At 36.4% G+C, this 23403-nt stretch carries 14 protein-coding genes; 6 read left to right on the top strand and 8 right to left on the bottom strand.

Annotation, left to right across the window (positions count from 1 at the left end; genetic code table 11):
• The coding region (locus ACM03V_RS33225; protein ID WP_414625083.1) for a HEAT repeat domain-containing protein at positions 1-610 on the top strand (610 nt) is incomplete at its 5' end.
• A gap of 314 nt (positions 611-924) precedes the next feature.
• A complete protein-coding gene (locus tag ACM03V_RS33220; RefSeq protein ID WP_414625082.1) occupies positions 925-3054 on the top strand; it encodes a caspase family protein in 2130 nt (709 codons plus the stop codon).
• A 176-nt stretch (positions 3055-3230) separates the two neighbouring features.
• On the opposite strand, the gene ACM03V_RS33215 is transcribed toward ACM03V_RS33220, so the two are convergent.
• Both ACM03V_RS33215 and ACM03V_RS33210 read right to left on the bottom strand, forming a co-directional pair.
• Positions 3231-5057, bottom strand: coding sequence for an ABC transporter ATP-binding protein (locus ACM03V_RS33215; RefSeq protein WP_414625081.1), 1827 nt, complete (start codon positions 5055-5057; stop codon positions 3231-3233).
• A 103-nt stretch (positions 5058-5160) separates the two neighbouring features.
• Positions 5161-5592, bottom strand: a complete 432-nt coding sequence (locus ACM03V_RS33210; RefSeq protein WP_414625080.1) for a YidH family protein — start codon at positions 5590-5592, stop codon at positions 5161-5163.
• A gap of 886 nt (positions 5593-6478) precedes the next feature.
• Here ACM03V_RS33210 and ACM03V_RS33205 point away from each other — a divergent pair.
• On the top strand, positions 6479-7309 hold the full coding sequence (locus ACM03V_RS33205; RefSeq protein WP_414625079.1) for an alpha/beta fold hydrolase: 831 nt from the start codon (positions 6479-6481) through the stop codon (positions 7307-7309).
• Between the two features lie 92 nt (positions 7310-7401).
• Here ACM03V_RS33205 and ACM03V_RS33200 read toward each other — a convergent pair whose 3' ends face one another.
• Together ACM03V_RS33200 and ACM03V_RS33195 are read right to left on the bottom strand one after the other, a co-directional pair.
• On the bottom strand, positions 7402-8190 hold the full coding sequence (locus ACM03V_RS33200; protein WP_414625078.1) for an ABC transporter permease: 789 nt from the start codon (positions 8188-8190) through the stop codon (positions 7402-7404).
• A 174-nt stretch (positions 8191-8364) separates the two neighbouring features.
• Complete coding sequence (locus ACM03V_RS33195; protein WP_414625077.1) at positions 8365-9660, bottom strand: aminotransferase class I/II-fold pyridoxal phosphate-dependent enzyme; 1296 nt, start codon at positions 9658-9660, stop codon at positions 8365-8367.
• Positions 9661-10049: 389 nt separating this feature from the next.
• On the opposite strand from ACM03V_RS33195, the gene ACM03V_RS33190 reads away from it, so the two are divergent.
• Complete coding sequence (locus ACM03V_RS33190; RefSeq protein WP_414625076.1) at positions 10050-15512, top strand: AAA family ATPase; 5463 nt, start codon at positions 10050-10052, stop codon at positions 15510-15512.
• Between the two features lie 38 nt (positions 15513-15550).
• Here the strand turns inward: ACM03V_RS33190 and ACM03V_RS33185 are convergent, their stop codons facing one another.
• The 3 genes from ACM03V_RS33185 to ACM03V_RS33175 all read right to left on the bottom strand — a co-directional run bounded on the left by ACM03V_RS33185 (position 15551) and on the right by ACM03V_RS33175 (position 18846).
• Positions 15551-16927 (bottom strand): nucleoside recognition domain-containing protein, encoded by a 1377-nt coding sequence (locus ACM03V_RS33185; RefSeq protein ID WP_414625075.1) that lies wholly within the window; start codon positions 16925-16927, stop codon positions 15551-15553.
• A 311-nt stretch (positions 16928-17238) separates the two neighbouring features.
• Positions 17239-17943, bottom strand: coding sequence for an HAD family hydrolase (locus tag ACM03V_RS33180; RefSeq protein WP_414625074.1), 705 nt, complete (start codon positions 17941-17943; stop codon positions 17239-17241).
• 9 nt (positions 17944-17952) lie between these two features.
• Positions 17953-18846 carry a class I SAM-dependent methyltransferase gene (locus tag ACM03V_RS33175; protein WP_414625073.1) on the bottom strand — a complete coding sequence of 298 codons (894 nt, stop codon included), beginning with the start codon at positions 18844-18846 and terminating at the stop codon, positions 17953-17955.
• Positions 18847-19138: 292 nt separating this feature from the next.
• On the opposite strand from ACM03V_RS33175, the gene ACM03V_RS33170 reads away from it, so the two are divergent.
• Both ACM03V_RS33170 and ACM03V_RS33165 read left to right on the top strand, forming a co-directional pair.
• Positions 19139-20869, top strand: a complete 1731-nt coding sequence (locus ACM03V_RS33170; protein ID WP_414625072.1) for an RtcB family protein — start codon at positions 19139-19141, stop codon at positions 20867-20869.
• A 270-nt stretch (positions 20870-21139) separates the two neighbouring features.
• The gene (locus ACM03V_RS33165) at positions 21140-22258 is read left to right on the top strand and encodes a serine hydrolase (protein ID WP_414625071.1); all 1119 of its coding nucleotides are present in this window, start codon (positions 21140-21142) and stop codon (positions 22256-22258) included.
• A gap of 84 nt (positions 22259-22342) precedes the next feature.
• Here the strand turns inward: ACM03V_RS33165 and ACM03V_RS33160 are convergent, their stop codons facing one another.
• Positions 22343-23218, bottom strand: coding sequence for an SDR family oxidoreductase (locus ACM03V_RS33160; RefSeq protein ID WP_414625070.1), 876 nt, complete (start codon positions 23216-23218; stop codon positions 22343-22345).
• Positions 23219-23403 lie beyond the last annotated feature (185 nt).

The raw sequence follows: 23403 nt of genomic DNA, 5'->3' as shown, positions 1-23403 counted from the left end.
ATTGGGAAAAATTGGGGATAAAGCCGCAGTTGAGCCTTTAATCAATGCCCTACAGGATGAGGACTCCTTTGTTAGAAGCAGTGCAGCCGAGGCATTGGGAAAAATTGGGGATAAAGCCGCATTTGAGCCTTTAATCAATGCCCTACAGGATGAGGACTTATATGTTAGAAGGAATGCAGCCGAGGCATTGGTAAAAATTGGGGATAAAGCCGCAGTTGAGCCTTTAATCAATGCCCTACAGGATGAGGACTCCCGTGTTAGATGGAGTGCAGACGAGGCATTGGGAAATATTGACATTCCAAGCCGCTTGGAAAGATTACTTCGATCGCAACTAATCAATATTTTTGATTCAGTAATTTTTCCCGTAGCTAGGAGTTGGGCAATTCAACACCACAAAGAAGGTTTAGACTTTATTCCGGTGTATCCAAAGTTTCTTAATCAGGTGAGTAAGCTAGTTCTAGTCTCACATAAATTAAATTCATCAAAGTATTATAGTCACCACTACACAAGCGAAAAGATTAAGAACTTATATGATGACATGAGTGAAACGATTGAGGACTTTGGTGGAAAGATTAAGGAATTATATGGTGACATTTTGGACTTATTATGATTGCGTATTTTATTAACCCAGGGTAAGTGATATGATGTCGGGCAAATTACCCGTAATATCATTTTTTTGATTAGTTTTAATGGCTAATTTTCGAGTCATATTTATATGACGTTGGCTATTAGACTGGGGTTTTCAACCCCAGACGGGTGTGTGATAAAACCTATCATCATTTAATGGGACATACCTATTTGTTGGGTTTCGTTCCTCAACCCAACCTACGAATTATGCTCAATCCCCAATGCCCAATCCCCTAAATACTGCATAAGTCCAACTCTTCAAAACTTATAACAATCTAACGAATTAAATATACCGTTATGACTGGCTTAACAAATTTTTACGCTTTACTAATTGGTATTGATTTCTACGGATCAAATAATTTATTCAACAATTTGAAGGGATGTGTGGGAGATATCGATTTAGTTGCTGGTTATCTCCAAAATTCTTTGCAGGTTCCTCAATCAAATATTTGGAAATTAACTTCCCCTTTTGAAGAAGATTCCAGTTTATCAAAAGTTAGGTCGGCACAAAAAGAATTAAAACCAACCTACGAAAATATTGTTAATGCTTTTAAGGAAATCACCGCAACTGCAAAAAAAGGGGAACAAGTATATATCCATTATTCCGGACATGGGGGACGCGCTCTTACTATTTACCCGGAATTAAAGGGTGAGGGACTTGATGATGAAAGTATTGTGCCATGTGATATCGGTAGTTCGGGTAATCGCTATTTACGAGATGTGGAAATTGCCACTTTAATTAAGCGCTTGACGGATAAAGGCTGTATTGTCACCGTGATTTTTGATAGCTGTCATTCAGGGGGTGCAACAAGGGGTGATTGTGCAATTCGCGGTAGCGAAAACAACGGTATTGATACCGCTCCTCGAAACCAAGAAAGTTTGGTTGCTTCTCGAAAGGAATTATTAAATAACTGGCAAATTTTAACTAAAAATGACTCCAATAAATCAACCGCATGGTTGCCGAAAACCGAAGATTATGTATTTTTAGCTGCTTGTCGTCCTTCGGAATATGCTTATGAATACGCAGTCAGCAATAACAGCGATAAAAGAAACGGTGCATTAACTTACTGGATGATTGATACTCTGGGCAGCAGCACCTCTCCCTTAACCTATAGGTCGCTGTACAATCGCGTTAAAGGTATGGTGCAAAGTAAATTCCCTCAGCAGCTACCCATGTTAACCGGAAATGGCGATCGCCTGGTTTTTGGGGTTGATACGGAATTTAGACCATATGCTGTAAATATTGTCAAGGTATCGGATAACCAACAAGAAATCACTTTAGATGCGGGGTTAGCCCAAGGTTTAAGGCAAGGAACTAGTTTTGCCATTTATCCGCAGAATGTCAAAGACTTTGCCGATAAAACACAACAAAAAATTGCGATTGTGGAAATTACAGAATCCCAAGCAGATAAATCCACAGCAACAATTGTAGATGCAGCAGCAGGAGGAATTGAGGTTAAAGATAAAATTGAACCCGGTGCTGCTGCGGTGATGTTAGCTGCACCTGTAGATTTAATTCGTAAAGTCCGATTTTTCGATCGGAAACAACCAGGAGAAAAAGAAAACGAATTACCTTTAGAATTAGTCGATGGGCAAACCGCAGCTTTAGAAAAAGTGCGTCAAGCAATGAAAGAAAATGGCTGGGTAGTGGAAGTTAAAGAAGGCGAAGAAGCACACTATCAAGTAGCTGTGGGTAGAGATGGGGAATATGAAATCAGTATTGGAATGCCATTAGAAAACCTGCGTCCAAAACTGATGATAAATAATGTGGAAGCACCACAAAAAGTAGTAGAGCGCTTAGTTCACTTAGTAAAATATCAGTCCGTTCAAGCATTAGATAATCCCGCTTCCGACTTGAGCGAATATATAGAATTTGAGTTATGCGATGCCAACAAACAACCTTTAGCTAATGCCGAGAATCTTACCTTAAAAGCTGGGACAGTATCTTATTTAAAAGTTAAAAATAATTATACTAAACCGCTGAATATAGCCGTACTCGATTTAGTACCCACCTGGAAAATTTCTCAAATTCCTATCCAGGGAGACGATTCACCATTCTTTGCATTACAGACAAACCAACAAGCATATACTAAATTACGCTTGCGATTAGGAGACGGATATCAACAAGCCAAAGAAAGCCTGAAAATATTTGTTACCAAAGGATTGGCTAACTTTCAATGGTTAACATTACCCGCTCTCGATAGCGGTTTAGAAACAAGAGGAAACCTTAACTTATATTTAAAAGAAAAAGCCGAAGAATTAAAAACAAGAGGAAACGTTCAAAGTATCAATCCTTTGAATAATCTCTTGAGTCAAATTGGTGCCGATATTGACAATCCACCTGACATCAGTCGTGAATTTATTGCGGAATCAGAACCCGATGAGGAATGGACAACTCAGCAGATACAAGTTACTGTAACTCAGTAGAGAAGTTAATTAAATTCCAGATTCTGCTTATCCCGAACTCAGGTTAATTAGTTATTAGGAGTTAAGAATAAGGAGGAGTTGGTAAGCACTAAATAGTTAACTATTTTTCTACCTCCTCTCTCCCCAACTACCAATTACCAATTACCAATTGCCCATTACCTATTACCAATTACCAATTATCGATACCCCTGCGCTTGCAAGGAAAACAGCGTCGCATATCTTCCCTTTGCTTGCAATAACTCTTCGTGGGTTCCGGTTTCCAATACTTCACCCTGCTCTATAACGACAATTTTGTCAGCCATTCGCACTGTAGAAAAACGGTGAGATATCAAAACCACCATCTTATCTTTAGTTAAGTTACGAAAACGGTCAAAAATTTCGTATTCGGCTTGGGAGTCTATTGCTGACGTAGGCTCATCTAATACGAGAATATCGGCACTATTTCGCATAAAAGCACGAGAAAGAGCGATTTTCTGCCATTGTCCGCCGGAAAGCTCTTGTCCATTTTTAAACCAACGTCCTAATTGAGTGGTAAAACCGTCTGGTAATCGTTCGATAAAAGGTTGTGCCATTCCTTTTTCGGCAGCGATTTCCCATGCTTTCTCATCTTCTAATTTTTCTACGTCACCAACGCCGATATTTTCACCAACGGTAAACTGATAGCGAACGAAATTCTGAAAAATTACGCCAATTCTTCGTCGCAATTCATCTAAATCCCACTCTTCCAAATTCAAACCATCTAATAATATTCTTCCCGATTCTGGCGTGTAAAGTCGGGTGAGCAATTTAATCAAAGTAGTCTTTCCCGAACCGTTTTCACCGACAATCGCTAGTTTTTCCCCCGGTTTTAAATGCAGCGAAATATTTTTCAAAGCTGGTGTCGTGCTTCCGGGATAGGTAAAAGAAACGTTTTCAAAACGAATTCCATCTTGGGGATTTGTACCTTTAATAGCCCTTCCATATCTTGTCGGTACTTCTTCTTCTAAAAATTCGTACAAATTGGAAAGATACAAATTATCTTCATACATTCCACCGATAGAAGTTAACGCACTTGAAAAAGTAGTTTGTCCCTGACGAAATACGGTTAAATACATCGTCATATCTCCCAGAGAAATCCTACCCACAACCGTTTCTATTACAATCCACGCATAGGCAATGTAGAAAGTTGCGGTACTCAACAAACCCAGTAAATAACTCCAAAAACCGCGCTTGATTGTTAAATCCCTATCTTCACCGTAAAGTTGATCGAATAGGCTGCGATATCTTCCCAACAACATTTCACCAAGTTGATAGAGTTTCACCTCCTTGGCAAAATCTTCTCTAGCAACCAGTGTCTCTAAATATCTCTGCTGGCGGGTTTCCGGGGCACGCCAGCGAAATAAACGAAAAGCTTGTCCGGCAAAGCGTGTCTCCGCAACAAATGCGGGTACGGCAGCTAAAATTAATACCACCACAGCCCACAAAGAAAAGTTAATCAGCAAAGCACCATAAGTCAGCAGCGATAAACCATTTTGCACCAAACCAAAAGTACGATTTACCAAAGAAAGCGGACGGCTAGAAGCTTCGCGTCGCGCATTGGTCATTTTGTCGTAAAATTCCGAATCCTCAAATTGAGGTAATTCTAACGTCAGCGCCTTTTCTATAATCAGTACATTTACCCTTTGGCCGAGTAATACTCTTAACAAAGACTGAGCAATACTAAGTCCGCGCTGACTTCCTGCGAGTAAAGCTACAGCAACGGCTTCAAATCCCACATACATCAAAGGAAGAGAAGTATTGAGATTATCTTGCAAAGTTGAATTTCGGGTTGCCACAACAGCATCAACAATTAACTTACCAATATAGGCAACAGCAGCAGGTAAAAGCCCCGCAACTAAAGTCAAAATTGCCAGAATAATAGTAAGAGTGTGGCTAGTAGTCCAAACTAAATTTACAGCTCTTCCGCTATAGCGAAACACAGCGAAAGATTGGCGGAGATTGTTACGTATTTTGCTTATCCTCATTATCCTGAATATAGCGCGAAATTAGTGCTAATTGTGGAAGAGGAAGGATTAAGATTTTTTAACGCAGAGTGACGCGGAGTATATCGCAGAGGTACGCGGAGTTTTATTTTCTAGATTGGGGTTTGTCAAGCTTTTTGACTGGATAAATTGAGTTTTCACGTGCTAGAAGTAAAGGAATACTTAATATCCCAAGTAGCATTACAATAATACTTAAAAACCAAATAAATAAACGGCTTGGTTGGTAATCGGCTCGTTCAATTTGCCGGAATACTCGATTGTAACGCCAAGCTGCTAAAGCAATCACTATAATACCAACAATTACTAAACATAAACCCAAGCTTTCGGAATTAAATATAGAATTATTTTCTACTGTTTGTTCGGCAGTTGTAGTTTGTAATTGGCGTAAAAATAAGCTAAATCTAGCAATTGCTAAACCAAAACCGATTAAAGAAATTGATGTTCGCAACCAAGCTAGAAAAGTGCGTTCGTTCGCGAGATGTTCTCGGAGGCGACTGTCTCTATTTTGATTCGCCATTATTAAGTGGAAATAACTAAATATTTTCTAATTAATTTTACATTGATAAAGACATAAAAGTTCGTTGTAAAGGTTTAATTTTTTAGAAACCTGAACTTTTTACTACGAACCTTAATTAAAAAAGTAAGTTAAATAGATTTAAGTTATCGGTGAGCGGTAAAATGAAGTTATCAAGCTTGAACGGGAGAGTTTTAACGATGACTGATAAACTTCATATAAGAGTACCTCGTGGTAAAAGAATTTTTGAAGTACTCGAAGAACAATTAATTGATAACTGATGCCGTGCGGTAAATTTTAATATCTCTACCGCTATGTTATTTGATAACAAATAATTCAAAAAATTTTAATTTTATTTGATTGAAAAAAAATTTTTAATTAGTGAAAATATGAGATAATTAAAAAAACTAAATAGTATTTTTTTTATAATGGGAATATAAGCAAAATTTTTATTAAAGCTATGCCTTACAATTATAAAAAATCATCTTTAATAAAAATTATACCACGAAACTGTTACTAATAAAAAATTTCGCGCCCTAATTTATCTGAAAAATTTTTTGAGCAATTTTGAAGCAATTATATATACTTGTAGGACGAAAAAGTAAGTAATTATCTCATTATATGCGGGATTATATAGGATGTGTTCGTAAAAAAGAAAACGTAAGCGCTTCTTAAGTAAGGTCAATCGCTTGTCTTTAACAACTGATTTGTTGGCTATAGGACGACTACAGGTTTATAAGTAACGTTTTATGTGAATTAACTTATCTATTCTTTATTAATACATTGATAATTTTACTGCTTGGATTCTGGAGGGGCTGTAAAAACCTTGTAAAATAAGGGCAATTTTAATTCACAGCCTTCGTAACTGATAACTGATAACTGATTTATTATGTTTATTCGTAAAACTCTATCTTTACCCGATATTCAACTTTCTTACTTAGAATGGAATCAAGGAAAACAGCCTTTATTATTACTCCACGGTTTAGCTGACAATGCTTTAGTTTGGTCAAGTTTGGGCGATCGCCTAGCAGCAGATTATCATATAATTGCTCCAGATATGCGCGGTCATGGTGAAAGCAGCAAACCTTCTGCTGACTATACATTTACCAGCACCATCAGAGATTTAGAAGCATTAATGGATAATTTGGGATGGCAAAGCACTCATGTTATCGGACATTCTTGGAGTGGTAAATTAGCCTGTATTTGGGCAACAAAGAATCCGCAACGTTTGAAAAATATGGTGTTAATAGATCCGATTTTTATCTGGAAAATGCCCGATTTTTTCAAATTGAGTTTCCCCATTTTATACCGCGTTTTACCGTTTCTTAAAGGAATGGGACCTTTTGATAGTTACGAATCGGCAGAAAAACAAGCACAGAAGTTAAATCAATATCAAGATTGGACTCCTTTACAGCAAAAAGTCTTTCAAAACAGCATCGAACAAAAACCTGATGGTAACTGGGGTAGTAAATTTACCATCGCTGCACGAGACGGTATTTTCGATGAAGTTATGCGGGAACCAGGTTTGACAGAGCCGGTGAATATTCCTACACTCTTCGTACAGCCAGAAAAAGGAGTTAATCGTCAAAACTGGCAATTAAAGCCTTACAAAACCTATTTAAAAAACCTGGAAATTTCTCAACTACCTGGAAATCATTGGTGTTTTATGACGCAACCGGAAGCTTTTAATCATAAGGTAGCGGAATTTTTAAAGAGTTAGGAGTTAGGAGTTAAGAGTTAGGAATTTCTCTCCTTGTTCTCTTGTCTCCCCATCCCCCTATCCCCCCATCTCCCCATCCCCCCATCTCCTCCTCACGCTCCCATTCCGGAATACTTTTTCAATCCTTGTCTCCACATAATTCTATTAATTCCCAAAAACAAAATAAACCAACCTGCTGTTGTTAAAAATCCTCTGGGAATATCGGCTGGTAAACCTACTAAAATACTGACGGGAAAGTTAATTAAGTAAGGGAATGGTGTTAGTAATACTATCTGTCTTACTTGTTCGGGAAATACTTCCAAGGGTGCGATTGTTCCCGATAAAAATAGATAGAATAAAAACCAAAAGTCGTGTAAAGCATATGCTCTTTCCGTCCAAAATGCGAACATGGCAAAGGTATATTGAATAATAAACCGTAAAGCAAATGCCATTGCTGAAGCTATAAAAAATAATATTATTTGAGTGAAACTCGGTACCCAGAAAGCTTGGGGATAAAGTGCAAAAAATAAAATTATCAAAAATATTGCAAAGGGTATCCTAGCAACTCTTTCAGAAAGATGAGAACTTACATGATGCCATACGGGATCTAAAGGTTGTAGCAGACGCGGTGAAAGTTTTCCTTCTACAACTTCTCTTTCAAATTCCCAAATCACCCAAACAACTGTTAGCTGTCTGACTAAAAATACTGCGAGAAAATAACGAGCGAAATCTGTTGCAGATAAACCAAATTGTCCTCCTTGTGCTGCTTCCGTCCAAACTCCCATCATGATTATGGGTAAGGAACCTGTTAATACCCATAATATTAATTCGGCGCGATATTCTACCATGTAGGCGTAGTATACCGTGAGTAAGGTGACTGCTTTTTTGATAATTCTTTTCATAATTTTGTTGGTTGTTAGGTATTAGTTGTTAGTCATATCTTGCACTTGTTTTTTCTAAGGTAGGTAATCGCAAAATTATTTTACTACAAATATATAATCAAAAAAACCCGGCTTCTTTGAGAAACCAGGTTTATAGAACAATTTATTCAATTTTTATTATTAAGATAGTCTAATTTACTGCCATACAGGGTAAATAGCTGAATCAAATATCTCATGCTTTATCGCTAGTTGGTACAAAGCATCAACTGTTTTATCTATTTGCTCTTTGGTATGAGAAGCACTTAAGATAAATCGAATTCTCCCTTCGCTCAGTTTAACTACCGGATAAAAAATAGAAACAGAGAATATTCCGCGTTCAAAAAGTTCTCTGTTAAAAGATAATAGTTTATCTTTATCCTCAATAAATACGGGAATAATTGGACTTTGGCTGGAGCCTAAATCAAAACCAAGATGGGTTAATTTTTCTCTCATGTATCTATTATTTTCATGAAGAGACTCAACCAGTTGAGGGTTATTTTCAATTTCTTCCAAACAACCTAAAACTGCTGCTGCATCTCCAGGAGGTAAACAAGCTTGAAATGTATATGTATTAGCACGCCATTGAAGTAAAGGTATGTACTTTGCTTTTGTGGCTACAAATCCACCAATAGAAGCTGTAGCTTTTGATAAAGTTGCAACAATAAAGTCAACTTGTTCTGTAATTCCTAATTCATTACAGTAACCCGCTCCATTTTTACCGTAAAAACCAAAGGTATGAGCTTCATCAACATAAATCAAGAATTTATGCTTTTGCTTTAACTCAGTGATTTCTTTCAATGGTGCTAAATCACCGCTCATTGAATAAGCGGATTCAACCACAACAAAAATATTTTCGTATTTCTTATTATATTTTTCTAACTTTTTATCTAAGTCTTCTAAATCATTATGCTTAAAAGATATCCACTTTTTCCCAGATAACTTTACTCCATCAATTAAAGAAGCATGACTTTCTCTATCAAATATAACTAAATCGTTTTTTCCCGGTAAAGCTGCTAAACAACCCATATTTGTTGTATAACCTGTGGGGAAAAGTAGTACACTTTCTTTCCCCACTAAGTCTTTTAGCTTCTGCTCGACTTGTTTGTGTAGCTTTGACATTCCCCCTGAAAGTGCAGAAGTGCCGCAGCCGGTTCCATATTCCTGCACGGCTTGACAAACTTTATCGATAATTTTTTGATTTCTATTCAATCCTAAGTAATGATTTATGCACCACAAAATACATTCTTTTGCAGGGGTATTAGCATCTGAAATAACATTAGTTTGAACATCACTTCCAGATTGGGTATACCTACCATTTGAATACAAACCAAGTCCAATTTGACGAGTATGATGGTCGTATAAATGCTCTGCTATTGTTTCTATATCAGTAATACCTTCACTTTCTAACTGTTTCATATAACCGATAAGTGGAGTGGAAATTTCACTTTTCATAAATTTAATGGATACTAATTAATTTTTAAATGCCGATTAAGTCTAGGTTAATCCTGTTTTAGGCAAATAATACAGATAGAAAATACGTAATTATATTTAAAATTGTGCTGAAGAAAAATATCAGAATTCTTACTTTTTTTAGTAACATTAAATACTAATTATCAAGAATTAAGCCAAAAGAATGTGGCTAAAAAACCCCATAGTGAAAGGATCTTACATATAAAAAGCGATATCATATCAACAAAAAATTTTAATAAAAGGTATTATTTTAAACTTCATGTTTACAATATATACTAGATGGAATCTATCAATATTGTCTCAGTGTTACAAATAGCGTTGATTGGGGAATACTAAAACCAAAGCTAGAAGAAAATATAGGGTGAATTGATATGGCATCTCCAACAGTAAAACTTCCAGGGTATAAGATTGAGGAACAAATCTACACAAGTGCCAGAACGCTTGTCTTTCGAGGAAAAAGAGAGTCTGATGAAGCATCGGTAATCGTCAAAGTTATGCGAGATGATTTCCCTAGCTTTAACGAACTTGTTTCATTCCGAAATCAGTATATTGTTACTAAAAACCTTAACTTAGATGGTATTGTCAAACCATTGTTCTTGGAAACCGATCGCAACGGTTATGCCTTAGTGATGGAAGATTTTGGAGGAATTTCTCTTCTAGATTATTTAACTCTTGAAGAAGCATTACAAATAATTTCTCTAGATACCTTTCTCAGTATTGCTACTGAAATTGCTAAGATTCTCGATTCACTTCATCGTCATCGTTTGATTCATAAAGATATCAAACCAGCCAATATTTTGATTCAACCCGACACGAAGCAAGTAAAACTTATAGACTTCAGTATTGCTTCTTTATTACCTAGAGAAACTCAACAGTTGAAAAATCCTAATATTTTGGAGGGAACTTTAGCTTACATTTCTCCCGAACAAACTGGACGAATGAACCGGGGTATAGACTATCGCACGGATTTTTATAGTTTGGGTATTACTTTTTACGAACTATTGACGGGAAAGTTACCTTTTAGCGGAGAAGATCCCATTGAGTTAGTACATTCTCATATTGCCAAACAAGCAGTAAATGTAAAAGTTATTAATCCTAAGATTCCCTCAGTATTATCCGATATTGTTGCCAAATTAATGGCAAAGAATCCAGAAGAACGCTATCAAACTGCTTTAGGACTAAAATACGACTTAGAAATATGCGCTCAAGCTTGGAAAGAAACAGGAAATATTGCACGTTTTGAATTAGGAACAAGAGATATTTCAGACCGTTTTATCATCCCTGAAAAATTGTACGGTAGAGAAGCAGAAGTCGCAACTTTGCTAGCAGCATTTGATAGAATTGCAGGGGAAGAATTATTAATAGAAAATCAATCCCCAATCGAAATGGTGCTTGTTACTGGATTTTCGGGTATTGGGAAAACTGCTGTAGTTAATGAAGTCCACAAACCGATTGTTGAAAGACGGGGTTATTTTATTAAAGGTAAATATGACCAATTTAATCGTCATTTGCCTTTTTCTGCTTTCTTAGAAGCTTTCCGAGATTTGATGAGACAACTTTTAGGTGAAAGTAGTAGTCAAGTTCAAGTTTGGAAAGCAAATATTTTGAATGCTTTAGGGGAAAATGGTCAAATAATTATAGATGTAATTCCAGAGTTAGAACAAATTATAGGCAAACAACCATTACCTGTTGAACTATCTGGAAATGAGGCACAAAATCGTTTCAATTTATTAGTGCAAAAGTTCCTCCAAGTTTTCAGCAGTCACAAACACCCGTTAGTAATTTTTTTAGATGACTTACAATGGGCTGATTCTGCATCACTTAACTTAATCCAATTAATGATGAGTGAAGCTGATACAAAACATTTATTGCTCATCGGCGCATATCGGGATAATGAAGTATCTCGAAGCCATCCTTTAATTAAAATCCTCAAAACTATTAGTTTAAATGGAGCAACTATCAATACAATTCCTTTATCTCCTTTAGAAAAAAAGGACTTAAATAATATAGTTGTCGATACTCTTCAATGTTCTGAAGCTTTAACATTCCCTTTGACAGATTTAATTTATCAAAAAACGAAGGGAAATCCTTTCTTTAGCAACCAATTTCTCAAGTCATTGCATCAAGATGGTTTAATTACTTTTAACCATAATAGTGATTCTTCCCAAAGTGGTTGGGTATGCGATATTGTTGCATTGCAAGAATTGGCATTAACTGATGATGTTGTCGAATTTATTGCGCTTCAATTGCATAAATTACCCATACAAACCCAAGAAATTCTGAAACTTGCTGCTTGTATTGGTAATCAATTTGATTTAAATAGTTTGTCGATAATTTCGGAAAAATATCAGGTAGAGACTGCTGCCGATTTATGGAAAGCTTTGCAAGAAGGATTAATTTTACCTACTACCGAAGTTTACAAGTTTTTTCAATCTGAAGATGCTAATAATAATGAAAATTTGGCTCTGAGTGGCGAACAATTATCAGTACAATACAAGTTTTTGCACGACCGAATCCAGCAAGCAGCATATTCATTAATTCCGGATGAAGATAAAAAACATACGCATATAAAAATTGGAAAATTACTTTTAGAAAATACATCGGAAACAGAGAAAGAAGAGAAAATATTTGATATTGTTAATCATTTAAATTATGGGATTGAATTAATTTATCATGCAGTTGAAAGAAAAAAATTAGCTCATTTAAACTTATTAGCCGGTATAAAAGCAAAGAAGTCAACGGCTTACATGGCTGCTAATGAATATTTATCAATAGCGATGTCATTACTAAATGAAAATAGCTGGCAGGAACAGTACTTTTTATCGTTTAATTTACATAGAGAAAGAGCAGAAGCAGAATACTTAAATGGAAACTTCGATGTTTCAGAACAAATAATTAATAGTGCGATTTCTCAAGTCAAGACAAATGTAGAAAAAGCTGAATTATATAATATTTTAGTTGTACAATATACAGTTGATGCAAAATGTTTAGATAGCATTAAAGTTGGCAGAGAAGCTTTAAAGGAATTGGGAATAAGTTTACCTTCTAGGAATTTAGATGCTGAATTACAAGCTGATTTTCAACAAGTAACCGATTTATTAGATGGTAGAGAGATATCTTCGCTGTTATCTTTATCTCAAATGCAAGACGCTGAGAAAATCATTGCTAGCAAAATATTAATGAATCTCGATCCAGCTACTTATATCGGTCAGGTAGAACTTTATCCGATAGTATCTTTAAAGTTAGTTGCTCTTTCTTTGAAATACGGGAACATATCGGAGTCTGCAAAAGGTTATTCAAACTATGGTATTCTTCTTGGCTCGGTTTTACAAAACTACAAATCTGGCTATGAATTTGGTTTGCTAGGGGTTAATGTCAGCAATAACTTTAATAATCCTTCTTTAAAATGTAAAACATACTTTATTTTTGCTGCTTTTATTAATCATTGGTTTAAGCATATAAAATTAACTAACAAGCTATTCGATGAAGCTTACCAATTTGGATTAGATGCTGGAGAATTACAATTTACCGGATATACATTGTTTGGTAAAGCGTTAAATTTATTTAATCAAGGTGTAAATCTGACAGATATAAGTTCGGAATTACCTGTTTTATTAGAATTTAATATTAAAACTAAAAATCAAGCAATGATTGATACTCTTACCGCTTATGAGTTTATTTTGCATAACTTACGCGGTATGACAGCAAGTATATCTGAATTTTCCACATCGGATATTTCCGAAAAACAGTATTTGCAAAGATGTCAGACAAATCAATCTTGGATGGCTATTTGCTGCTATCAAATCATGAAATCTCAAGTTTTATTTACATATGGAAAATATCAAGAATCCTTAAACTGTGTTTTATCGGCAAAAGAATATTTACCGTATGTAATGGGATTTTTCGTGACAGCGGTACATAATTTATATTATTCGCTAAATTTAATTCAAAGTTACGCTACCGAAAACAGACAAGAGATCAAGAATCAGTATTTGCAACAACTGCAAGAAAATCAGAAACAAATGAAAATTTGGGCTGATAATTGTCCGGAAAACTTTTTACATAAATACCTCTTAGTAGAAGCGGAATTTTATCGAGTTTCCGATGATAAACTATCAGCTATCGAATTATACGATCGAGCCATTGCATTAGCCAAAGAAAATGGATACGTTCATGAAGAAGCGCTTGCTAACGAACTAGCAGCCAAATTTTATCTAGAATGGGGTAAAAACCAAATAGCTCAAGTTTACATCACTAATGCTTACTATGCTTACGCACGGTGGGGAGCAAAAGCCAAAGTAAATAATTTAGAACAAAGTTACCCTCAATTACTAACTTCTGTATTAGCAACTAAAACAACTACTATTCAAGCAAAAGAAACCATTTTTCTTACTTCTGCTAGCACATCCACTGTTGCAGGTTCATCTGTATTAGATTTATCGACAGCGATTAAAGCTTCAAGAGTAATAAGTAGCGAGATTCAACTGGATAAATTGCTCGGTGTACTAATGCAAGTAGTTTTAGAAAATGCAGGTGCCCAAAAAGGTGCATTGATTTTAGATAAAAACGGTACATTATTTATTGAAGCTATCGCTACAGTAGATGAGACAGAAAAATATAATCAACCGACGCTACAGCTATCTCTCGCCGTTGAAGAAAGTACGGAGGTGCCAATTTCAGTACTAAATTATGTGAAAAACTCTCAAGAATGTTTAGTTGTCGATAATGCGACAAAAGATAAAAGCATTATGGGAGATTTCTACATACAGTCATATCAACCTTTAAGTATGTTATGCTTTCCTATCCTTCATCAAGGGAAACTAATTGGTTTATTATATTTAGAAAATCGTTCGATACCAGGAGCATTTACAACCGCGCGCGTTGAACTTTTAAATCTATTATGTTCTCAAGCTGCAATTTCGTTACAAAACGCTCAGCTTTACCATCAAGCACAAAACTACGCCAAACAATTGGAATTCTCCCTTGATGATTTAAAACAAATGCAGTTACAACTTGTACAAAGCGAAAAAATGTCCGCTTTAGGTAGTTTAGTTGCAGGTATTGCCCATGAAATTAATAATCCCATCAGTTTTATTGGTGGTAATATCAAAGTTGCCAATGAATTTGTCACAGATTTATTTGACTTGATTAATTTATACCAAAATCACTATCCCGATCCAGTCAAGGAGATCACAAAAGAAATTGAAGCTATAGATTTAGAATATTTGTATGAAGACTTACCTAAACTGATTGCTTCAATGCAGCAAGGAGTCGATCGTCTTTACGATTTAAGCATTAGCTTGCGTACTTTTTCTCGTGCAGATACTCAAAAGAAAGTTGATTGTAATATCCATGATTGCATCAATAGCACTTTGACGATTCTCAAACATCGACTTAAAGCTTCAAATAATCAACCGGAAATTGAAATTGTCAAAGATTATGCCGATTTACCTTCATTGAAATGTTTCCCAGGACAACTTTCTCAAGTATTTATGAATATAATTTCTAATGCAATTGATGCGTTAGAAGAATCTAATTCCGGACTCCGTTTTGAAGAAATTCAAGCTAATCCCAATCGCATTACAATTACAACTTCTTTAATTGTCAAGAATAATCAAATTTCAATTCGGGTTAAAGATAATGGTGCAGGTATGACAGAAGAAGTGAGAAATTCTATTTTTGAATATTTGTATACAACTAAACCCGTAGGTAAAGGAACGGGGTTAGGGTTATCTATCGTTCATCAAATTATCTTTGAAAAACACAACGGAAGCATCGAAGTTAATTCTGCACCAGGTGAAGGAGCGGAATTTATCATTAATTTACCGTTGTAAATGCTGAGGAATATTGATTCATCGCTAAAAAATTAATTTCAAACCAAATTAAAAAATATAGAAGAAAGAAAACAAGCAGCAATTAATCCAGTTGCATCGGCTAATAAAGCAGCAACTAAAGCATGACGAATACTAGTAATTCCTACTGCACCAAAGTAAACTGCAAGTACATAAAAAGTTGTTTCCGTACTTCCCATCATAGTAGAAGCAACAAAAGCACTATAGGAATCCGGTGCTTTTTCAATTAATTCACTCATGATTCCAAATGCACCACCTCCAGAAAGAGGGCGTATTAAAGCCATTGGTAATACTTCTGCTGGAAGTTGAATGAAACCAGTAATCGGATTTAAAACCTCAGCAAGAACATCCATTGCACCCGATGCCCGAAACATCCCAATTGCGACTAAAATAGCTACCAAAAAAGGAATTACGCTAATCGCAATACCAAATCCTTGTTTGGCTCCTTCTGTAACTGCTTCATAAACTTTAACTCCTCTTCCCACCCCATAAGCAATAATTAATAATATTAAAGCTGGCATCAACCAATGGGAAAGAAAATCTTGATTAAAGAATCCCCCAAGACTACCAACTTTGATTACCCCATAAACCCAACTGCCAATAAATCCTAAAATAAATAACCAAGCTAGCAGTTTTGAAGCTTTTCCTACTGGATAAATCAGATGCGAATAATCTTGTTCAACAGCTTCACTTTCTACTTCTCCAACTTCTCCAACTTCTCCAACTTTTCCTACTTCTACTTCTTCTAATTCTAAATTTTTACATTCCGGTGCCTCACCCTTTTTCTTACTTCTCTTACCCAACCACAAAGCAACAGAAACTCCCACAAAAGTAGAACATAAAGTAGCAATTAAAGTTGGTATCCAAATTGCTGCCGGGTTTTGACTATTAGCCGCAGCCCTAATCCCAATTACACCTAAAGGTAGTAGAGTCACGCTAGAAGTGTTTATTGCCAGAAATAAACACATTGCATTAGTAGCAGTTCCTTTAACCGGATTAATCTTATTAAGCTCAACCATTGCTTTAATCCCAAAAGGAGTAGCAGCATTTCCCAAACCCAACATATTCGCAGAAATATTCAGAATTATTGCCCCCATTGCTGGGTGAGTAGGAGGTACGTCGGGAAACAGTTTGATCATTAAAGGTTTGAGATATTTGGCAATGGTATACATCAAACCACCAGCTTCCAAAACCCGCACTAATCCCAACCAAAGCGCCATAACTCCAATTAGATCGATCGCCAAACCAACAGCAGTTTTTGCCGACTCAAAACTTGCTTTAGTAACAGCTTCCATATTATTTGTATAAGCTGCCAAAATAATCGCAACTGCAATAAAACCCACAAAAACTAGATTAATTGCACTCGGTTTTTGTGATGGTGAGTTCGATTGAGCCATAATAATTTTAGATAAAATATCCGAAGAATAAAACAACTAATAACCGCAAAAGCATATCGCTATGCGAAGGTATATGTAAAGTCAGGTTCAGAAGAATTGGTTGCGGAAGATAGGGAGTATGAATTTTATTTATATTGCAGGTATGACAGATTGCTAGAGCCTTTGTTCCCAGGTTTGTAGTAGCGCGGTGACTCGCATCCGGATTTCAGATGCGCTGTAAACGTTCACGCTCCGCGTGCGGCTCAGTTTTCTCGTTAGCGAAGCGTCTCCCGGAGGGAGATAGAGTAGCGCTACTACGAACTATGAATTCCCTACTCATCTTCAGGAGAATAAAGTTGTTGTATTCGTTCTAATTCCAATTCATTTAAATAATCTACAGTCCAGTCGGATTGACGGTGTAGCATATGATACGGATAGGTATTGGCAACTCCGACTACTTTCATGCCTGCTGCTTTGGCTGCTTCAACACCTGCAAGTGTATCTTCAATAGCTAAACATTCGTTTGCTTGCAGATTTAATTCTGGATATTTTTGGTTTAAACGTTCGAGTGCGAGTAAATAACCGTCGGGTTTTGGTTTCGCAGTAGTAATATCGTCAGATGCAATTATAATTTGAAAAAATTCAGCTAACTCGGCTCGTTTAAGAACTAACTCAATTTCCTGGCGAATCGCACCGCTAACTATTGCTAATTTTAAGTCGCTCGAACGTATTTTAAATATAAAATCAGTTAAACCTGGATATAAAGGCAATTTCTCTAAAGTTTCTATTTGCTCAACGTAATTTCGAGCTTTTTTCTGTTGTAACTTAGTCAAATACTCTTCCGAGGCAACCCTGCCGCGACTGGCTAATAAATTTCGCAAACAAGCTCTGTCACTACATCCCAAACAGGTTTTCCGATACTCACCCCGTTTGAGTACCAGATTTTCTTCTAACAAAATTTCTTCGATCAATTGCTGATGAATTGGCTCATCATTAATAATAGCGCCATTAAAATCAAATATAACTGCCTTTATCATGCTTACTTGCTACGCTGGAGACGGAAAACCAAAGCTATCATCTAATGTACTATTAGAAGTCGGAGTATAGCGCTTAATATTAGTTTGAGTAGCTTTATCTTCTGCTAAAATCGGCTTGATACCGCTTGTCAACTGACTGGTAAACCATACCTCTTCGGTTCGTACCATTGCAAATCCCGCAGCACCCATCTTCGCATCCGTACTATCAGCAGCGTATTCGTGGATATAAGGTTCCTCGAAAATATCACTTAGCCATTCCATCTGACGTAAAGTCTTCTGATTGCCATCTAAAATTAAAACTTGTCCGCCAGGTACCAACAACCGAAAACATTCATGCAAAATTGCTTGAGTGGTACTGCTTGGTGTTTCATGGAACAATAAAGAAGCCGTAACCAAATCAAACGAAGCATCAGGAAAATTCGTATTTTCAGCATTCCCCTGCTGCCACTCAATGTTTAAACCAGCACTTTCCGACTTGTGGAAACTTCTGAGCAACATATAAGGAGACAAATCCATTCCGATGACTTCTGCATCCGGGAAAGCCTGCTTTAACATAATAGTTGTAGAACCCGTACCGCAACCCAAATCGAGAATGCGTCGCGGTTTTACATTTACCCCATCAATTAAAGCTTGACGAATCCAAGTTTCATTTGGTGGTAAAGCATATTGAGTAACCGCATCGTAACTCACCGCAGCACCAGGATTCAAATATCCTTTATCTACCCCATGAAAATTTTGCGAACTGTAGTATGCAGGAATCACAACATCATCTCGTCGGAAGCGATCGCTCTCTTGCTCCCAATCCACACTCTGAGAATAACGCCGCAACTCTTCTTCATCAATCAACAGACGAACCACTGGAGATAAAAAACGTTCCCAAATTGTATCTTCACGAACTGCCATCTGTATAATTCCTTATAAATCCTTAATATGGGTATTACGGTCAGTTAAAAGTATTTAGTTAATAAAATTTTATTATATTTTTGTCAATTCCGTGTTTTTTGTTCTAGCACCGAAAAATTGACTTTCTCAATTTTTGTACTACAATTATGTTACATAGGTTGTTTAGTTTGTAGTAGCGCTTTAGCCCCTCCGGGTTCAGAATTCGGATGCGAATCACCGCGCTACTACGAACCTAAAATAGTCCGCAGTCGAATATTTTTAAAGTTATTTACAGATAATCTAAAATCGAATTATGCCTTATAAAAAGTTAGAAATTCCAGCAGAAGTCCCCGTCTTATCCTGGGCAAATCACGAATTAAAAGACAACGAAACCCAGATGGCGAAGAATGTCGCATCGCTACCTTTTGTATTTAAACACGTAGCTTTGATGCCCGATGTTCATTTAGGAAAAGGTGCTTTAGTTGGTTCGGTAATTGCGACTAAAGAAGCGATTATTCCTGCTGCTGTGGGGGTTGATATTGGTTGTTTTGTGGGTAATACTTTAATTCCTTTAGTTGATGGAAAGTCTTACTCTTTAAAAGAATTAGCTACTCGTAATCAAGAATTTATTGTCTATGCCTGTACTCCAACAGGTAAAATTGTAGCGGCTAAAGCAAGCGCTAAATTAACTAGAAAAAATGCGTCTTTGGTAAAAGTAATTTTAGATAATGGTGAAGAAATTATTTGTACTCCAGATCATGAATTTATGTTGCGGGATGGTACTTATAAAGAAGCGCAACATCTTGAAGCTGAAACATCTTTGATGCCCTTTTATTCTAAATTAGATCGAGATGGTTATACTTTGATTTCTCAGCCATATTCTGGTAGATGGCAAAAAGCACAAATTGATTTCATGAACTTCTCGCAGGAGGACTTTGTTTCTGTAGCCTCATTCCAGTCTGAGCGTGATGTTGTTCGGTACAATCATAAAGTGGTTGCTGTTGTACCTGTAGAATATACAGAAGATGTTTATTGTTTAACAGTACCTGAATATCATAATTTTGCTTTGAAAGCGGGTGTATTTGTTCATAACTGCGGCATGGGAGCGATCAAAACTCCATTTAAAGGCGATAAATTAGAAGGTAAACTGAAAAAAATTCGCCTTGATATTGAAGCAGCAATTCCTACTGGTTTTAACGAAAATAAAGATGTAGAAACATCTGTAACCAACTGGCAAAATTGGAGCGATTTTAAAGACTTGCATAGTGGAGTGCAAGATTTAGAAAGTAAAGCCATCAAACAGTTGGGTTCCCTTGGCGGTGGGAATCACTTTATCGAAGTTTGTGTGGATACAGAAAATCAAGTTTGGCTGATGCTGCATTCTGGTTCCCGCAATATTGGCAATAAGTTGGCGCAATATCATATTAGTACGGCGAAGGATTTAGCTAAAATGGCCGATACTAACTTACCAGACAAAGATTTAGCTCATTTTGTATCGGGTACTCCAGAATTTGCTGCTTATTGGCATGATTTGCAGTGGGCGCAGGAATACGCTCGTTTTAATCGCGATGTCATGATGGCGAGGTTTAAGAAGATTGTTGAAAAGCATTTATCAGGTGGAAAGCCGTTTAAACCATTATTGGTGGTAAATTGTCATCACAATTATTCCGAGAAAGAAGTGCATTTTGGCGAAGATGTGTACGTTACTCGTAAAGGTGCTGTCAGAGCGCAGCAAGAAGACTATGGAATTATTCCCGGTTCGATGGGAGCAAAATCTTATATTGTTAAAGGTAAAGGTAACGTTGAAAGTTTTTGTTCTTGCGCTCATGGTGCGGGTAGATTAATGTCAAGAACTAAAGCAAAAAAAGCTTATACTCTAGATGATTTGATCGAGCAAACCAAAGGTGTAGAATGTCGTAAAGATGAAGGGATTTTAGATGAAATTCCTGGTGCTTATAAACCGATCGAACAAGTCATGGATAATCAATCGGATTTAGTAGAAGTTGTGGCGACTTTGAAGCAGGTGCTTTGCGTCAAAGGGTAAGCCTTTTGATTTTTGATTTTGGATTAAATAGAAGCAAGTAGCGAGTATTTGTAGGGTGCGTTAGACTAAAGTCTAACGCACCATTATTTTTCTTATACTTAAAGATCCTATTTGTATCTACCCGGTATGCATTTCAAAAGATTATTCTCAATATTATTATCAATTACATTTACATTACTTATTCTTTCTTCCTTTATTTCTCCCAATTACGCATCAGCATCACCGATAAAAACTCTATACTTAGCTCAATTGCAAAATTCGGTTAAATCCATGACTCCAGAAGCAAGTTTAGAAAGATTATTTACCAGCGAAGATGTTAAAGCTGAATGGTTTGCAGCAGAATTTTTAGCACAAGTACCTATAAATCAAATAAATACCATAATTAATGATGTTAAAAATCAACTTGGAACTTATCAAGCAGTCGAAAAAGATGGTAGCGACTATGTAGTTAATTTTAGTCAAGGTTCGGTACCAACAAAAATAGCTTTAAATGGCAAAGGACAAATAATAGGATTACTGTTGCAACCAGGCTTAAATTTTAGTAGTTTATCAAGTGCGATCGCCGAATTCAAAAAAATACCGGGTAAAGTTAATTTTCTAGTAAAAGAAGATTATGAGATTATTGCCGATTATAACGCTCAAACAACCTTGGCGATAGGTTCAACCTTTAAATTAGCCGTTCTCAAAACACTAAAATCACAAATAGCTTCCGGACAAAAATCTTGGTCGGATATAGTTACTTTACAAGCAGAAGATAAAAGTTTACCATCTGGAATATTACAAACTTGGCCGGATAATTCACCTTTGACGCTGCAAACACTCGCCAGTTTAATGATTTCTCTAAGCGATAATACAGCCACAGATATTTTAATTAAACAAGTTGGAAGAAAATCGATTGAATCAATTTCCTCTAGTAATAATATTCCTTTTCTAACAACGCGCGAACTATTTATTCTAAAAGGTTCTCAAAATCGTAAATTACTACAGCGTTATCGTCAAAGCGATGAAAAACAACGTCGCGAAATATTAGCAGAATTAGCCAATAAACCGCTTCCCGACGTAAACGAATTTATCGAAACCTTACCCAACGCCTTGGATGTAGAATGGTTTTACAATGCCGAAGAACTTTGCGAATTAATGGAAGAAGTTGCAGATTTACCCTTGATGAGCATTAACCCTGGAATTGCTAACCCAAAAGATTGGGAAAGGATAGCATATAAAGGTGGTTCCGAACCCGGTGTTCTCAATTTTACAACTTGGTTAAAAGCAAAAAATGGTAAACAGTATTGTGTAGTTGCGACTTGGAATAACAGCGATACACCAGTAAATGAAGGAAAATTCGCTGCATTGTACGGTGGGGTGATTTCTTTCTTAGCTGCCGGAATTTAGAGAGGGGAAGGGGGAGATGGGGAGATGGGGGGAAATAATTTATAATTGATAGCTGGTAACTGATAACTGCTCACTGCTCACTGCTCACTGCTCACTGCTCACTGACAAAAGTTGTTCTCGCAAACTTAAAGGTGAATAGCCCAATTCAAAAGCTTTGGAGCTATCGAGAGAAACATCACTAGCCCTTGGTGCTGCCATTTTGACATCTTTTTGTTGGCTAGCTTCAATTTTTGCGGCGTGAATTTTAAATATTTCTACTAATAAACCACCAAGATCATAACGGGAAATTCTTTCTTTGCCACCAAGATGAATAATTCCTTCGGCTTTCTTTAAAGCTAACAACAATCCCTCAGCAGCGGTTTTTCCATTTACCGGAGTGCGAAATTCATCTATAAATAACTTTAAAACATTTCCTTCTTGAAGCGTTTTGATAAATGATTGTAAAAAACTGGTTGCTGTAGGAGTTGCACTACCAAACATTAAAGGCATTCGGCAAATAGCAGCTTGGGGATAACGTGCTAACATCCCAACTTCCGCCATAACCTTATGCTCGCCGTAAATATTCACCGGATTTACGCTATCTGTTTCCTGATAATAGCCCTTCATACCATCAAACACCAAATCTGTTGAAGTGAAGACGCATGGAATTGAATTATCAGCACACAATCCCGCAAGATTCAAAGATGCCGTAACATTAATTGAGTGCGATTCTTGCTGATGGGTTTGACAATAATTAGGTTGAGATAATGCTGCGGTGTGGATAACTGCTGATGGCTGAATTTGTTGAAATACCCTTTTAAGTTCCGCGAAATTGGTTACATCGACTTTCACCAACTTGCTTCCCGGAATTTTTAAATTATGAGAAAAATAAGTTCCATATACATCCCATTCCTTTTTTGCTAATTCACATAAATGCCATCCTAGAAACCCACTTGCGCCGGTAATTAAAAGCTTTTTCATAATCAGTTTTCACCCGGAGGGTGTGGATCATCAATGATCAATTATCAATTAAGTTAGTAGTGTGTCATAACCCAATATCACCATTATAAGTAGTTAAGCATAATTATTTATATATTTACCACCGAGTTATATACAGCAAATTGCAGATAAATGAGGTACACTAAATATGGTGCATTAATAATTAA

This window comes from Calothrix sp. CCY 0018, assembly GCF_963920925.1.
Taxonomy (GTDB): Bacteria; Cyanobacteriota; Cyanobacteriia; order Cyanobacteriales; family Nostocaceae; genus Rivularia.
Note: the sequence above shows the minus strand (reverse complement) of the source record. Positions and strands in the feature narration are given on the sequence as shown.

Bases quoted from the DNA above. Each gene is read 5' to 3' on its own strand.
- ACM03V_RS33220 (WP_414625082.1), top strand. From the start codon at position 925: ATGACTGGCTTAACAAATTTTTACGCTTTACTAATTGGTATTGATTTC.
- ACM03V_RS33160 (WP_414625070.1), bottom strand. From the start codon at position 23,218: ATGAAAAAGCTTTTAATTACCGGCGCAAGTGGGTTTCTAGGATGGCAT.
- ACM03V_RS33165 (WP_414625071.1), top strand. From the start codon at position 21,140: ATGACTCCAGAAGCAAGTTTAGAAAGATTATTTACCAGCGAAGATGTT.
- ACM03V_RS33195 (WP_414625077.1), bottom strand. From the start codon at position 9,660: ATGAAAAGTGAAATTTCCACTCCACTTATCGGTTATATGAAACAGTTA.
- ACM03V_RS33180 (WP_414625074.1), bottom strand. From the start codon at position 17,943: ATGATAAAGGCAGTTATATTTGATTTTAATGGCGCTATTATTAATGAT.
- ACM03V_RS33175 (WP_414625073.1), bottom strand. From the start codon at position 18,846: ATGGCAGTTCGTGAAGATACAATTTGGGAACGTTTTTTATCTCCAGTG.
- ACM03V_RS33170 (WP_414625072.1), top strand. From the start codon at position 19,139: ATGCCTTATAAAAAGTTAGAAATTCCAGCAGAAGTCCCCGTCTTATCC.
- ACM03V_RS33185 (WP_414625075.1), bottom strand. From the start codon at position 16,927: ATGGCTCAATCGAACTCACCATCACAAAAACCGAGTGCAATTAATCTA.
- ACM03V_RS33190 (WP_414625076.1), top strand. From the start codon at position 10,050: ATGGCATCTCCAACAGTAAAACTTCCAGGGTATAAGATTGAGGAACAA.
- ACM03V_RS33205 (WP_414625079.1), top strand. From the start codon at position 6,479: ATGTTTATTCGTAAAACTCTATCTTTACCCGATATTCAACTTTCTTAC.
- ACM03V_RS33215 (WP_414625081.1), bottom strand. From the start codon at position 5,057: ATGAGGATAAGCAAAATACGTAACAATCTCCGCCAATCTTTCGCTGTG.
- ACM03V_RS33210 (WP_414625080.1), bottom strand. From the start codon at position 5,592: ATGGCGAATCAAAATAGAGACAGTCGCCTCCGAGAACATCTCGCGAAC.
- ACM03V_RS33200 (WP_414625078.1), bottom strand. From the start codon at position 8,190: ATGAAAAGAATTATCAAAAAAGCAGTCACCTTACTCACGGTATACTAC.